The sequence below is a fragment of the Vibrio splendidus genome (genome assembly GCF_002873455.1).
Classification (GTDB): Bacteria; Pseudomonadota; Gammaproteobacteria; order Enterobacterales; family Vibrionaceae; genus Vibrio; species Vibrio splendidus_J.
This window is the reverse complement of record NZ_MCUN01000035.1, coordinates 18,075-32,514: the sequence shown is the minus strand read 5'-3', so window position 1 is coordinate 32,514 and position 14,440 is coordinate 18,075. Positions and strand designations below refer to the sequence as shown.

Sequence of the window (14,440 nt, the reverse complement as noted above, 5' to 3'; positions counted from 1 at the left end):
ATACCGATAACTACAACTACAACTACAACTACAACTACAACTACAACTACAACGATATAACGTGAAACAGAAGGAATTCCAAATGACGGAACACCACAACAGTGACCCTCGTCTCGACACGACTCGCGAAATTCGCGCACCTCATGGCACCACTTTGCGCGCTAAATCTTGGTTAACAGAAGCACCGCTACGTATGCTGATGAACAACCTAGACCCTGATGTGGCAGAACACCCACATGCACTGGTTGTGTATGGCGGCATCGGTCGCGCGGCGCGTGATTGGAAATGTTATGACAAGATTGTTGAAGTATTAGAGCGTTTAGAAGACGACCAAACGTTGCTTGTTCAATCAGGTAAACCTGTGGGCGTGTTCCCAACTCATAAAAACGCACCTCGCGTACTGATCGCGAATTCTAACCTTGTTCCACACTGGGCGAACTGGGAACACTTCAACGAGCTCGATAAAGAAGGCTTGATGATGTACGGCCAAATGACAGCAGGCAGCTGGATTTACATTGGCTCGCAAGGCATCGTTCAAGGCACTTACGAAACATTTGTTGCTATCGCGAAGAAACATTTCCAAGGTGAAGCCAACGGCAAATGGGTTCTTACTGGTGGCCTCGGCGGTATGGGTGGTGCTCAACCTCTTGCTGCAACAATGGCAGGTTTCTCGATGATTGCGGTTGAATGTGATGAATCACGAATCGATTACCGCTTGCGTACTGGTTATGTCGACAAAAAAGCCACCAGCATCGATGAAGCGATGGCAATGATTAAAGAATCAGACACGCCAATCTCTGTTGGCCTACTCGGTAACGCTGCAGACGTATTCCCAGAACTAGTTGAACGCAATATCACACCTGACGTAGTGACTGACCAAACCTCTGCCCACGATCCACTAAACGGCTACTTGCCGCAAGGTTGGACGATGGAGAAAGCAGCGCAAGAACGTTTAGTTGATGAAGCGAAAGTAGTGAAAGCCGCTAAGCAATCAATGGCTATTCAAGTTCAAGCGATGCTAGACCTACAATACCGTGGTGCTGCAACCGTAGATTACGGCAACAACATTCGCCAAATGGCATTGGAAGAAGGTGTGGAAAACGCATTTGATTTCCCAGGTTTCGTTCCTGCTTATATTCGTCCTTTATTCTGTGAAGGCATCGGTCCGTTCCGTTGGGCTGCCCTTTCTGGTGACCCAGAAGACATCTACAAAACAGACCAAAAAGTAAAAGAACTGATTCCAGATAACCCACATTTACACAACTGGCTAGATATGGCGCGTGAACGTATTCAGTTCCAAGGCCTACCCGCTCGTATTTGTTGGGTTGGCTTGAAAGATCGTGAACGTTTAGGCCAAGCATTCAATGAAATGGTTAAAAATGGCGAACTAAAAGCACCCGTTGTTATCGGTCGTGACCACCTAGATTCAGGTTCAGTGGCAAGCCCGAACCGTGAAACAGAAGGCATGATGGATGGCTCAGATGCCGTTTCAGATTGGCCTCTATTGAACGCTCTGCTGAATACTGCAGGCGGCGCAACATGGGTTTCTCTGCACCATGGTGGCGGCGTTGGCATGGGCTTCTCACAACACTCCGGAATGGTGATTTGTTGTGACGGCAGTGAAGATGCATCACAGCGTATTGCTCGTGTACTTCACAATGATCCGGCCACTGGCGTTATGCGTCATGCTGATGCGGGTTACGATATTGCCAAGCAGTGTGCTAAAGAGCAGAAGCTTGATTTACCAATGCTAAACGAAGAACTTCGTCGCCTTTAATTTCTGGAGAAAACATGTTGAATTTATTACTTAAACCAGGACTTCTTGGCCTACCTGAACTGCGTAAGATTAGCCGTAGCCCTGTAAATTTATCACTCGACCCTGCTGCAATCCCTGATATTGAAGCGAGCATGCACGTTGTCGAGCAAGTGATTGCTGAAGATCGTACTGTGTATGGCATTAATACGGGTTTTGGCTTATTAGCGAATACCAAAATCGCCCCAGAAGATTTAGAAGTACTCCAGAAAAGTATCGTGCTTTCTCACGCAGCGGGCATTGGTAAATTCATGTCTGATGAAACTGTGCGTTTGATGATGGTGTTAAAGATTAACAGCTTGTCTCGTGGTTACTCGGGTATCCGACTCAAGGTCATCAACGCTCTTATCGATCTAGTGAACGCGCAGGTTTACCCATGTGTTCCACAGAAAGGTTCAGTAGGAGCTTCTGGAGATCTCGCTCCCCTCGCACACATGAGTACAGTTCTACTAGGTGAAGGCCAAGCACGTCACAACGGAAAAATCATCACAGGCTTAGAAGCAATGCAGATCGCAGGCCTTGAGCCAATCACGTTAGCGCCGAAAGAAGGCTTAGCGCTGTTAAACGGCACACAAGCATCGACAGCATTCGCATTAGAAGGTCTGTTCGCAGCTGAAGACTTGTTTGCATCTGCAACCGTGTGCGGTGCAATGTCTGTAGAAGCCGCGCTAGGTAGTCGTCGCCCATTTGACCCTCGTATACACCGCGTTCGTGGTCACCGTGGCCAGATGGATGCAGCGCTTGCTTACCGTCATATGCTTGATCAAAAGAGTGAGATTGGCGAATCACACACTTGTTGTGAAAAGGTTCAAGACCCTTACTCACTGCGTTGTCAGCCTCAAGTGATGGGTGCGTGTTTACAGCAAATTCGTAATTCAGCAGAAACCTTAAACATTGAAGCAAATGCGGTATCCGACAACCCACTTGTTTTCGCTGACGATGGCGACATCATTTCTGGTGGTAACTTCCACGCAGAACCGGTCGCAATGGCAGCCGACAACCTTGCATTAGCCATTGCCGAGATCGGTAGCTTGTCAGAGCGAAGAATGGCACTACTGATTGATAGTGCACTAAGTAAGCTTCCACCTTTCTTGGTCGATAACGGCGGCGTGAACTCGGGCTTTATGATTGCTCAGGTTACCTCCGCAGCATTGGCAAGTGAGAACAAAACATTGGCTCATCCTGCGTCAATAGACAGCCTGCCTACTTCTGCAAACCAAGAAGACCACGTATCAATGGCCACCTTTGCCGCTCGTAGGCTTAGATACATGGCTGAAAACACCCGTGGGATATTGGCAGTAGAATATTTAGCAGCAGCACAAGGGCTAGACTTCCGCGCTCCGAATCTATCTTCTCCTCGTGTGGAAGAAGCGAAACAGATTCTGCGTGAAAAAGTGAGCTTCTACGACAAAGACAGATATTTTGCACCGGATATTGAACAAGCTAACCTGTTACTCAAGTTATCCGTTCATAATCACCTAATGCCAGAAGGCACTTTGTGTAGTTTTTAAAGCAGAAACACTCTAAACAACACCTCATAAAGTGTTGTATAAACAAGGGCTATTGATTAGCCCTTGTTGCATTGAGTCAAAGACCATATCCTCTTAAAAATCGTCACATACCATCCAACGTATTTATCTAATTGACTGATATATAAACAAAGTTAACTGGATAGACCATTAGATCGAAGTTAGTTAGCTATAATCCACCCCAGATTTGATGACTAATAGCGATACTATGTTTCTGAGACCTTACTTTTCTACTGAAGACAATCAATTTCAATTCACTCGTGAACAGGCTAGCCACTTTGCTAAAAAAGTAGCCGCTGACTTCAACCCAATTCACGATGAAGACAACAAGCGCTTCTGCGTGCCTGGCGATCTTTTGTTTGCAGTGCTTCTGCAAAAAAAAGGTATCAGCCAAAAAATGCGTTTTGATTTTTCTGGTATGGTGGGTAACGGTATTGCATTAAGCGTTGACAACAAATGTGAGAAAGAAAGCTCACTGGTTGACGAGAAAGGCAAAGAGTACCTACACATGTCTTGTGAAGGTGAAAAGAGCCAAGATCAAGCGTTCATCGAACACGTAGTAACAAACTACGTTAAGTTCTCTGGTATGAACTTCCCACACATCATGGTTCCTCTTATGGAAGAACAACAAATGATGATCAACTGCCAACGCCCTCTTGTGATTTACGAGAGCATGGAAGTTGAATTTACTCGCCTAGATCTTTCTCACCCAGAAGTTGAATTCTCTGGTGCAACTTTTGATGTTGAAGGCAAACGTGGCATCGTAACGCTGAACTTCGACTTCAAAGAAGACGGCGAAGTAGTAGGTAAAGGCGTAAAACGCATGGTAGCAAGTGGCCTTAAGCCGTACGACCAAGCTTCTGTAGACGACCTAGTAAACCGCTTCAACGAGCGTAAAGAGATGTTTCTAGCTCAGTTCGCAGCTGCTGCTTAGTCAACATCCTTATTTACACCACTTGATGTAAATAGCTCTAGAACAAGATCAGTAAAGCCCAACTTGATATCCTCAAGCTGGGCTTTTCTTTTTAGATTCCGTTCACAAAAAACATTCAAAATAGGCTCAGATCCAGCGCCTAACCTTTTGTTTGTAATCAACATATTCAGCGCCGAATAACTGCTCTAGAGCGCGTTCTTCTGGCTTAATTTGGAACTGATTCATGTAGATTACGAAGCCAAAGCTGAGTAGCACACTGAAGATATTCTGGAAGAAGTAGCCAAAGCAAAACAGTAGGATGAATAGCCCTAGATACATTGGGTTTCGTGTGTAACCAAAGATTCCACTGTCCACGACTGTAGAAGCGGTCTCGACTTTGATCGGATTAACAGTGGTTTTCTGTTTTCGAAACTCCCATATACCAGCTAATCCAACCACACCACTCAATGCAATTCCGATCCCCAAGACGATGAACTTATAAGGCAATAACACCACTCCTGCATTCAGCTGATGGGCACTGAAATAAGATGTTGAAAATACAATAATGAACAGCGCAACGGGTGGGACTTTTAATTCTAGAGATTTCATACTTTTCCTTTTTAACATTCCTTTGTTAGTTTAGAAAAAAGCCCAGCAATTGCTGGGCTAAATGTATTAAAGAATTTTGGCTAGTGCCTGTAATGGGTGAGCAAGCTTTTCACCTTCAAAGCGCTTCACTTGACTACGACAGGAATAACCCGTCACTAAGCAACGCTCTTTCGGTAAATCTTGCATTTGAGGTTTCCAGCTTAAACCGTATATGTCTTTCGACATTTGCAACTTGTCAACTTCGTGGCCAAAGGTACCAGCCATACCACAACAACCGACAGGAACGCTGGTTAACGCAGCACCAAAGTGTTTAAAGATAGCGCCCCACTCTTTTTCAGCGTTCGGCATTTTGGTCTTCTCAGTACAGTGGGCAAACAAGTACCACATCTCTTCACTTGCAGAGCGCTCTTCGAACTCACCTAACGATGGCATTAACCATTCATGCACGGTCAGTACATCAAAGTCGCCACGCTTGTCACCTAAGATCTCGACGTATTCATCACGGTAGCAAAGTACCAGTGCAGGATCGACACCGACCAAAGGGATACCAATATCCGCTACCATCGACAAGAAATCAGAGGTCGACTTAGCTTCACGTGCAAAACGATTTAAGAAGCCCTTAATGTGCAGCGCTTTACCATTTGGTTTGAACGGCAGTAGCACTGGTGTTTTACCAAGCTTTTGAGCCAGAGTGACGAAATCTTCAATCACTTCTGCATCATAGAAGCTGGTAAACGGGTCTTGAACGATCAATACATGCTGTTTCTTCTGGTCAGAAGAGAGCCCTTCTAAATATTGAAGATCGAACAGTTGCAGCTCTTTGCTCGCCAGACGATTTTTTAGCGTAGGCACCGACATCAGTGGTGCATCGACATAACCGACCGTTTTCGCCGTTGCGGTTTGAATCCACTTTTGACCCAAGGCAGCGTTAACAACTTTTGGCGCTTTCGCCATCAGCGGCAGCATGGTCTCAATGTTAGCGACCAAATAGTCTTTTGCAGGGCGTTGGTAACGCGAGTAATAAATGTTTAAGAATCGAGAACGGAAACTCGGTACGTCGACTTTAATCGGACACTGGCTCGCACACGCTTTACACGCAAGACAACCGTTCATCGCTTCGTGAACTTCATGCGAGAAATCGTACTCATGGCGTTTGTTCATCGTGTTACGAACACGCTCAACCATGGTTTTGACCGGAGTATTATCCTTCAGCGCTTCTTGCTCTAAATCGAGAATATCGACGCCTTGTTCCGTTAGCTGACGCAACCACTCTCTTACTAAACCTGCGCGACCTTTTGGAGAATGACGACGGTCAGCCTTGACTTTCATCGAAGGGCACATTGGCGAGCTAGTATCGTAGTTGAAGCACAAGCCGTTACCATTACATTCCATGGCTTGTTTGAAGCTGTCACGAACTTGTACGTCGATCTGGCGATCATAGAAGCCACGCTTGGTATCGGTGACTTTCACCAATTCAGCGTCACTTTCTAATGGCGTACAGATCTTGCCTGGGTTCATCTTGTTGTGCGGGTCAAACGCTGCTTTAACACGTCTTAACTCAGTAAACAGCTCTTCACCAAAGAAGTCAGGGCCATACTCAGAACGGAAACCTTTACCGTGCTCACCCCACATCAAGCCGCCGTATTTCGCCACCAGCTTAACCACTTCATCAGAGACTTCATGCATTAATGCTTCTTGCATCGGGTCACACAGATCAAGTGCCGGACGAACATGTAACACGCCCGCATCCACGTGACCAAACATGCCGTAGTTCAACTCTTTTGAATCGAGTAAGACTCTAAATTCAGAGATGAAGTCGGCCAAGTTTTCTGGTGGTACACAGGTATCTTCAGCAAAAGCGACCGGCTTAGCTCGACCTTTCGCCGCACCTAATAAACCCACCGCTTTTTTACGCATGTTGTAAATTCGGCCAATACTCGCCAAATCACTGCACACTTGGAAGCCAATCACACCGGCTTCTTCGGTTTCAAGCATGCTTTCAAGTTGTGCAGTCAGCGCTTGAACTTGTTGTTCAACTTCCGCTTCATCTTGGCCTGCAAACTCAACCATGTTGATGCCAAGCATCTCTTTATTAGGAACATCCATAAGCAGGTCGCTCACGGTGTGCCAAACTATGTCTTGCTTCGCAAGGTTCAATACTCTTGAATCAACCGTCTCAACAGACAGTGCTTTCGCTTCTACCATAAACGGAGCATTGCGCAGCGCAGAATCGAACGTGTTGTATTTCACGTTGACCAGCGTTCGCGCTTTGGGAATCGGCGTTAGATTAAGCTTTGCTTCCGTGATGAAAGCTAGTGAACCTTCAGCGCCACATAGGACGCGAGTCAGGTCGAAGCTGTCATCTTGTTCATTGATTGCGTTCTTTAGGTCGTAACCTGTTAAGAAGCGGTTCAATGGTGGGAATTTATTAAGAATTTGAGCGCGCTTGTCTCGACAAACTGCCTCAGTAACCATAAGTGCATGGTGAGCAAACTCACCCTCAACTGGCAAGCCATGTGATAAATCAGACTCCAAACACGAACCATCCGCGAACACCGCTTGTAGCGACAACACATGGTCAGACGTTTTTCCGTACTTCAACGACCCTTGGCCCGACGCATCGGTGTTGATCATGCCACCTAGGGTTGCTCGGTTACTGGTAGAAAGGTCTGGAGAGAAAAAGTAACCATAGGGACGTACCGCATCATTCAATTGGTCTTTAACGACGCCAGACTGAACTCTTACCCAGCCCTCTTTCTCGTTAATCTCAAGAACCTGGTTCATGTATCGTGAAAGGTCAACCACGACACCTTTTGTTAAAGATTGTCCGTTGGTTCCGGTACCGCCGCCACGAGGGGAAAAGGTCACGCGTTCGTAAGCGGATTTAGCACCCACCTGACCGAGCAACACAACGTCTTGAGTTGTTTTAGGAAGGATGACCGCCTGCGGCAATTGCTGATAGACACTGTTATCAGTCGCCACAGCCAAACGGCTAGAATATTGAGATTCAATGTCGCCAGTAAAGCCCGCTGTTTTTAGTTCATCTAAAAAGCGTACGACTACTGGATCGACATCAGCATTGAGTTGAAGTCTTGGTAACATTTGCTTCCTGCCCCTACTTCGCTGATCCTATCAGCATTGGGTTATCTGGGATTTTTAGTAATTTTCTTTGAATTTCGTCACTTTACTACTATTAAGATCATATAAAAAGGTGATCAAATCAGAATCTCAATGCAAGAATGGAGAAATAGTCACTTTCGTCTTGATTCAGTAACAATATACTGAATAACATTTTGTTAAAGACATCTCCATGAGCGCATCACAATGAAAAAAAACAAAACAGTCACAACTGAAGATATTCTTCTTAAGCTATGCCAATCAGTCTCAAGCGTACTCACTTCAGCGACGGCTTCTCAGGTGTCCTATTCAGCTATGGTTCAAAAGATCAACAAGACAAGTCTGAAGCCGGACTTTGGTTGTTTCGTCTTATTTGACGGTGGCTTTTCTGGTCTTGTTGTCATCAATTTTACGTCTAAAGCCGCGCTAGAGATCTACACTAATTACATGCGTAACATGGGGATGCCAGAAGATGAGTTGGCCGTACTGCACACTTCAGATGAAGTGGGTGATGTTTTGGGCGAGCTAATGAACCAGTTAGTTGGTGATTTCACTAATAAGATCCGTAAAGAACTGCAAACCAACATCACACAGAACCAACCGAAGATGCTGGCACTCAACAAGCAAGTGAATCTTTCTGTTGATACAAATCTAGATCGCCCACAAGCTCGCCGTGTGACTTTCTCGACTGCAAATAACAACATCTTCTACCTAGAGCTTGCAATGGATAAGACAGAATTCATCCAATTGGAAGAATTTGAGATCGCTGAAGACGAATGTCCAGACAGTATCCTTGAGGCAACTCAGAAAAAAATGCAGGAAGCGAATAAGCCAGCACAAAGCTCAAGCAATGACTCTGCAGCCGATCTACTCGATGAACTAGGAATCTAGTGCCCTAAAGCTCTAGTCATTCTGAAAAATCATGTCACTAACGCCGTCAATACTCTTGATGGCGTTTTTGTATTACCCAAAAGCCGTCTCTTCTATCCTTTATAATCGCTCACCGCGTAATAACAAATGACTTTTGACTTTGCTGTTACCTGCCAAAACATGTAAAATGTCGGACTTTTCAAAATTTGCGGTAATGATTAAGTAGTCGATGGATAAGAAAAAAGCCCTAAAGAAAATTGCCAAGTGTCTTGAGCTTGGAAACTCTGCGAACGTCAATGAAGCGGCCAATGCGATAAAAATGGCGCATAACTTGATGCTGAAATATGGTCTCGAGAAAGACGATATTGAATTTATCAAGATGGGAAAAACTCAGTCCAGTCATCTGTTACCTGCAAATATCAGCTCTACACTGCTGCGTGTTATTCGCGGAATTAACACCAAGTTTGGCGTAGAAGCCGTATTACTGAACCACAAAGGCCTTAAGCGTGTGGAGTTCATTGGTGAAGCCGATCGAGCGATCTTTGCTGCCTTTGCTTTCGATATCATTTATCGCGAATTGAACGAGCATACCGGTCAATTCAGAAACAGCTTTGCAGGCTCTGGTACAGGAACTCTCGAAGTCACTCGTCGTGTGAATTCTTACGTCTCTGGTTGGGTAGAAGGAGCGCTTGAAAAGTTGCCAACCATTACCCCGGACGACGAATCAAACAATAAAATCAATAACTACATTGATAAAGAATTTGAAAATATTGACCGTGAAACTTTCAAACAACAACTCAGAGAAGCGATGAAAAACCTCACCGCTGACTATGAAGTTGGTTTGAAGAAAGGTCGTAAGCTTTCGGTAAATCGCCCAGTTGGCGGAACTCAAGCAGTTAAAAAAATCACTAAATCGTAGAGCATGTCATTTAGCTAAATCATAATGCCTGCTCTTTACATTTCCTCAGCACATTGTTAAAACCATCAATAATACTTATAGGACTATATGTTTGTCATTCGCAATCCATGCGTTTGACAGAAGTACATGATGGAGAAATACGTTGAAAAAAATCACACTAGCCCTAACGCTTACTGTCGCTCTAACGGGTTGTCAGGCAACTCAACGCCAAAATGCGACAACAGGCGAATCTGAGACTAACTCTGCAACTCAAGGCGCTCTAATTGGTGCAATCGCTGGTGCCGTTGCTGGTGTTGCTACTGGTGACGACTCTAAAGATCGTCGCAAACGTGCACTCATCGGTGCTGCTGGTGGTGCTGCAGTTGGTGGTGGTATCGGTTACTACTTCGACCAACAAGAAGCGGCACTTCGTGAAGAGCTTATGAACTCTGGTGTCCAAGTTGAACGTGTTGGTGAGAACCAGCTTCTACTTCGCCTAGAAAACGGCATTGGTTTTGATTCAAGCTCTTACGCTTTAAAGTCTAGTATCCACAACACACTACGCGGCGTTGCTCGTATCTTAGTTGAATACCCAGACACCAGCCTAGTGATCGACGGTCACACTGACAGCACTGGTAGCGAGTCGTCTAACCAAATCCTTTCTGAGCGTCGTGCTGAATCTGTTCGTGCATTCTTGCTCTCTCAAGACGTTGCAGCAGGCCGTGCCATTGCTCGTGGTAACGGTGAACGTTACCCTCTATGTGACAACAACACGTCTCAAGGTCGTGCTTGTAACCGTCGCGTAGAAATTCAAATCTTGCCGCTTAAGTAGCACGATTAAAGCCCAGTTACCTTTATCTATTGAATTAACCACTATATAGTTGCTTGTTAATCGTATGGCTTATTTTAAGCGGTGCGATCTAACATTCAACCACATAGCGTATTAACACTGATACATCGGCACTGGGCTTTTTTACGAGACTTATCTTTTGCTTATCTTATCCAACTTCTGGTCATCGTCACTTCTTAGAACTCTATTTCTGACCCTCGTCTTTTCCACGATACAATTGTTCGCCCCACATTTCGTTCAAGCACAAAGCAGTGATGAGTTTTCACTGAAGTCACAACCTCAAGACCCTGATTCTCAGTATCAATTAGCCCAAACGTATGAACTGGGTACTGACGTAACTAAAAGCACTGATGAGGCCTTCTACTGGTACTCGCAATCAGCGGATAACGGCAATGCAAATGCGCAATTTAGGCTGGCTGAATTGTATTTATCTGGGGCAGGTGTAGAGCAAAGCAACAAGCTAGCTTTAGAATGGTTTATCAAATCAGCATTGCAAGGTAACAAACGCGCCTCAGTTGAGGTCGCAAAGATCTATGAGTCCTCGCTTGAGAAAGATCTACTCCTACCATTAGATGCAGCACAGCTATGGTATGAAGCGGCCCTAAAAGACAACCCTGATGCAGAAGATGGTTACAATCGCGTTCTGGAAGCACAATTTAACCAACAACGCGCCAAGCAGATCTCTTCGATTGAGCAGCTCAATGACAACGTCAGTGCAGAAGCCAATACGAATCAACCAAGTACCTCCCCTTTGGCACTAACTGCTAGAGACCAAGCAACACGTTCTAACCTAACAAACTCTGACTATATGATCGGCGCAGTACTGGCCGTTTTAATTGCAATCGTGAGTATCAGCGCGACTCTGGTTGTATCGCGAAAGCGACAGATTCTGAAGTCTGGTGAGTTAAATCAGCAACAGCAGACACTTGAAGCGCAACTTAGCGCGAAAGACTTCACCATTAAGCAGCAAAAGCGCCAACTTCAGACTATCTATAACGAACTGAAGAAGCAGAAAAACAACAAGAGCTTGAACAATTTTCAGGTAGCTTGTGCGCTATTTGGCTACACGCCTAGCTCAATTCCGGACCAGAAAAGCATCAAGATACGATACAAACAATTATCAAAGATCTACCATCCAGATGGTCACGGATGTGACGAAGAAATGAAACGTTTGAACAATGCGCTAAAAACCATTTTACAAAATGTTACAAAACCGTAAACAACTACACATATTAAATTTGCAAGGTCGCAAAGATATCGATTTTATTAGTGTTGCAATCGATCCCCCTCTCAAAAACGGGTAACAAACTATTAACTAATGGGTCTTACTTGTGTCATAATTTGCGCCGAAAATACACCTGACTTAAACAGGTGAGGAGAGAATATGTTCACAATAGAAGGCGTTTGTGATTGGTGCAAAAAGCCAAGCCTAGTTAAAAAGCACGACTACCTAGATGGTAAGTGTCATCATGCATGTAAAGAGTGCAATGATATTGCAACCATTGATGTTCGCCAGTTCAATATTGGTGAAATGGAAATGAGAGCAAAACTCTCCCAAGCGACATTGAGATAAGCAACACCGTTGAAATATAAGAAAGCGCCTAAGGCGCTTTTTTTGTGTCTGTGGTTTTAGATCTTCTATCTTCTATCTTCTATCTTCTATACAGGTGTATACAGTACTTTTCTGTCAAAACCACTGTATACACCTGTATAAAGCTCACATTTTTTCAACTTATGAGACAAAACCGCAAATTCATTCTAATTTAATTTATCAAATAATTTCAGTAACTTAACAACATTACACCTATAACTCCAGACAAAATCGTCCAATAATCCCGCAAAAAACGCTTGATCTTATAAGCAACTAAAACTACTGTATACACATACAGCATGTATATAAGGACAGCAAAATGATTCAAGCACACGTTAAAGCCCAACACTCTAGCCCGCTAGTTCACTGCGCATTTACATCAGTTTCTCGTAAAAGCAAAAATTCAAACGAGGAAGCGCTATTTGCAAGAATGGCGTTGCTGTCCAACCAACATCAGTGGCTACTGTTTACCGCTCAAACACCGAGACCATCGGCTAAGCAGCTTAAGCAACATAATGTTTGCTGCGACCGAGTTATTCATATGAAAGCCTCTCATCAAATGACTGAGGTAGAAACCGTCGAGAAAGCCATTCGCTCTAAGAATGCGAGTGCGATTGTGGCAAGTGCATCGATTGATCAATTCAGTCAGCAATACCTAAGAACATTAGGAATGCGCTTTCAGTGTGAAGTCTTCTTTATGGATGCGAATTCAGAGCGTATTCACTAAGCCACCTTGCTTAATAACATTGTTGGCTCAAAAACATAGCCCATACACATAGCTTAATCTTTTAGCTAACAAACTTAAGTTAACTTAACAGCATAGCTCCAAAACACAGTCCAAATATACTGCCTTCCCCTGCCCTACGATTCGCCTATTTTTTGGCGAATTGTTAGGCGGGGGTTTTTATTTAAACAATAGATTTAGCAATCGTTTGCTTTTTATCTGGAAGGAAATAGTAGATTGAGTATAATGCCCGTCTAATCATGTGCACACCGCACTTCTCTGTATGACGTTTGATAAAAGATAGGAATGTCTAAATGAGCCTTGCTGATCAAGTTCTTGCCGTAAATGATGACCTACCAATCCGTACTGACAAACCTGTCCACAGTGGCAAAGTTCGCTCAGTCTACTGGTTAACTGAAGAAGATAGTCAACGACTAATCAAAGAGAAAGGCTACGATGTAGCACCAGATGCGCCTTTAGCAATCATGGTGATCAGTGACCGTATCTCTGCATTTGATTGCATCTGGCGTGGTGAAGGTAATCTTAAAGGTGTTCCAGGTAAGGGAGCGGCTCTGAATGCTATCTCTAACCACTGGTTCAAATTGTTTAAAGACAACGGACTTGCTGACAGTCATATTCTTGATATCCCTCACCCGTTTGTATGGATTGTACAAAAAGCTCGCCCAGTCATGATCGAAGCAATTTGTCGTCAATACATTACTGGTTCAATGTGGCGTGCATACGCAAACGGCGAACGTGAATTCTGTGGTATCGAGATGCCTGAAGGCCTCGAGAAAGACAAGAAGCTACCAGAGCTACTGATCACGCCTTCGACAAAAGGGATTTTGAAAGGAATTCCTGGTGTACCAGAAGCTGACGATGTGAACATCTCGCGTAACAACATCGAAGATAACTTCGCAGCGTTCAACTTTACTCAAGCAAGTGATATTGCGCACTACGAGAAGTTGCTAAAAGAAGGCTTCAACGTTATCAGCCAAGCACTCGCGAAAGTCGACCAAACCTTTGTGGATACAAAGTTTGAATTTGGTTACGTCAACGATGCTCAAGGTAAAGAAAAGCTGATCTACATGGATGAAGTGGGCACGCCAGATTCATCTCGCATTTGGGATACTCAGGAATACGACAAAGGCAACATCGTTGAAAACTCTAAAGAGGGTTTCCGTCAGTTCTTGCTTAACTACTTCCCTGATGCCGACATTCTTTTGAACAAAGAACGCATGCCAGAACGTGAAGCATTAGCTCGTGACAATGAGCTGCCTCTTGATTCACTGATGTCTCTGTCTCGTACTTATCTTGATATCGCAGCGAAAATCACAGGTGCAGAGATCGTACTGAGCGAGAATCCTAAGCAAGAAATCATCGATGTACTGCGTGCTGACTATGGTCTAGTTGACTGATTGCATTCTAGAAGGCTAAAAAGCTTCTAAACACAAGTTCCAGATACTAAAAGGGCCTCATCATTATTGAGGCCCTTTTTACGTGTGCGATTTTTAATATTCTTTGAG

At 44.4% G+C, this 14,440-nt stretch carries 12 protein-coding genes; 10 read left to right on the top strand and 2 right to left on the bottom strand.

Features of this window, described 5'->3' with window-relative positions:
- Positions 1–82 precede the first annotated feature (82 nt).
- The 3 genes from hutU to BCU75_RS18890 all read left to right on the top strand — a co-directional run bounded on the left by hutU (position 83) and on the right by BCU75_RS18890 (position 4,276).
- Positions 83–1,777 (top strand): urocanate hydratase, encoded by a 1,695-nt coding sequence (gene hutU / locus BCU75_RS18900; protein WP_102474737.1) that lies wholly within the window; start codon positions 83–85, stop codon positions 1,775–1,777.
- A gap of 14 nt (positions 1,778–1,791) precedes the next feature.
- A complete protein-coding gene (gene hutH, locus BCU75_RS18895; RefSeq protein WP_017085756.1) occupies positions 1,792–3,324 on the top strand; it encodes a histidine ammonia-lyase in 1,533 nt (510 codons plus the stop codon).
- Between the two features lie 226 nt (positions 3,325–3,550).
- Positions 3,551–4,276: a DUF3581 domain-containing protein gene (locus tag BCU75_RS18890; protein WP_102474736.1), complete on the top strand. Its 726-nt coding sequence runs from the start codon at positions 3,551–3,553 to the stop codon at positions 4,274–4,276.
- 126 nt (positions 4,277–4,402) lie between these two features.
- On the opposite strand, the gene BCU75_RS18885 is transcribed toward BCU75_RS18890, so the two are convergent.
- Both BCU75_RS18885 and ydiJ read right to left on the bottom strand, forming a co-directional pair.
- Positions 4,403–4,864, bottom strand: coding sequence for a methyltransferase family protein (locus tag BCU75_RS18885; protein WP_102474735.1), 462 nt, complete (start codon positions 4,862–4,864; stop codon positions 4,403–4,405).
- A gap of 66 nt (positions 4,865–4,930) precedes the next feature.
- Positions 4,931–7,966 carry a D-2-hydroxyglutarate dehydrogenase YdiJ gene (ydiJ, locus tag BCU75_RS18880; protein WP_102474734.1) on the bottom strand — a complete coding sequence of 1,012 codons (3,036 nt, stop codon included), beginning with the start codon at positions 7,964–7,966 and terminating at the stop codon, positions 4,931–4,933.
- A 222-nt stretch (positions 7,967–8,188) separates the two neighbouring features.
- Between ydiJ and BCU75_RS18875 the strand changes: the two genes are divergently transcribed.
- The 7 genes from BCU75_RS18875 to BCU75_RS18845 all read left to right on the top strand — a co-directional run bounded on the left by BCU75_RS18875 (position 8,189) and on the right by BCU75_RS18845 (position 14,332).
- A complete protein-coding gene (locus BCU75_RS18875) occupies positions 8,189–8,872 on the top strand; it encodes a DUF3334 family protein (protein ID WP_102474733.1) in 684 nt (227 codons plus the stop codon).
- Positions 8,873–9,080: 208 nt separating this feature from the next.
- Entirely contained in the window at positions 9,081–9,770 is a 690-nt protein-coding gene (locus BCU75_RS18870; RefSeq protein ID WP_076678867.1) for a DUF2786 domain-containing protein, read from the top strand.
- Positions 9,771–9,912: 142 nt separating this feature from the next.
- Positions 9,913–10,581, top strand: coding sequence for an OmpA family protein (locus BCU75_RS18865; RefSeq protein WP_102474732.1), 669 nt, complete (start codon positions 9,913–9,915; stop codon positions 10,579–10,581).
- A gap of 157 nt (positions 10,582–10,738) precedes the next feature.
- Positions 10,739–11,818, top strand: a complete 1,080-nt coding sequence (locus tag BCU75_RS18860; protein WP_102474731.1) for a tetratricopeptide repeat protein — start codon at positions 10,739–10,741, stop codon at positions 11,816–11,818.
- Positions 11,819–11,983: 165 nt separating this feature from the next.
- Entirely contained in the window at positions 11,984–12,172 is a 189-nt protein-coding gene (locus BCU75_RS18855) for a hypothetical protein (protein WP_004733419.1), read from the top strand.
- A 337-nt stretch (positions 12,173–12,509) separates the two neighbouring features.
- Entirely contained in the window at positions 12,510–12,917 is a 408-nt protein-coding gene (locus BCU75_RS18850) for a SulA-like leucine-rich domain-containing protein (RefSeq protein ID WP_004733418.1), read from the top strand.
- A gap of 311 nt (positions 12,918–13,228) precedes the next feature.
- A complete protein-coding gene (locus tag BCU75_RS18845; protein WP_102474730.1) occupies positions 13,229–14,332 on the top strand; it encodes a phosphoribosylaminoimidazolesuccinocarboxamide synthase in 1,104 nt (367 codons plus the stop codon).
- The last annotated feature ends 108 nt before the right edge of the window (positions 14,333–14,440 follow it).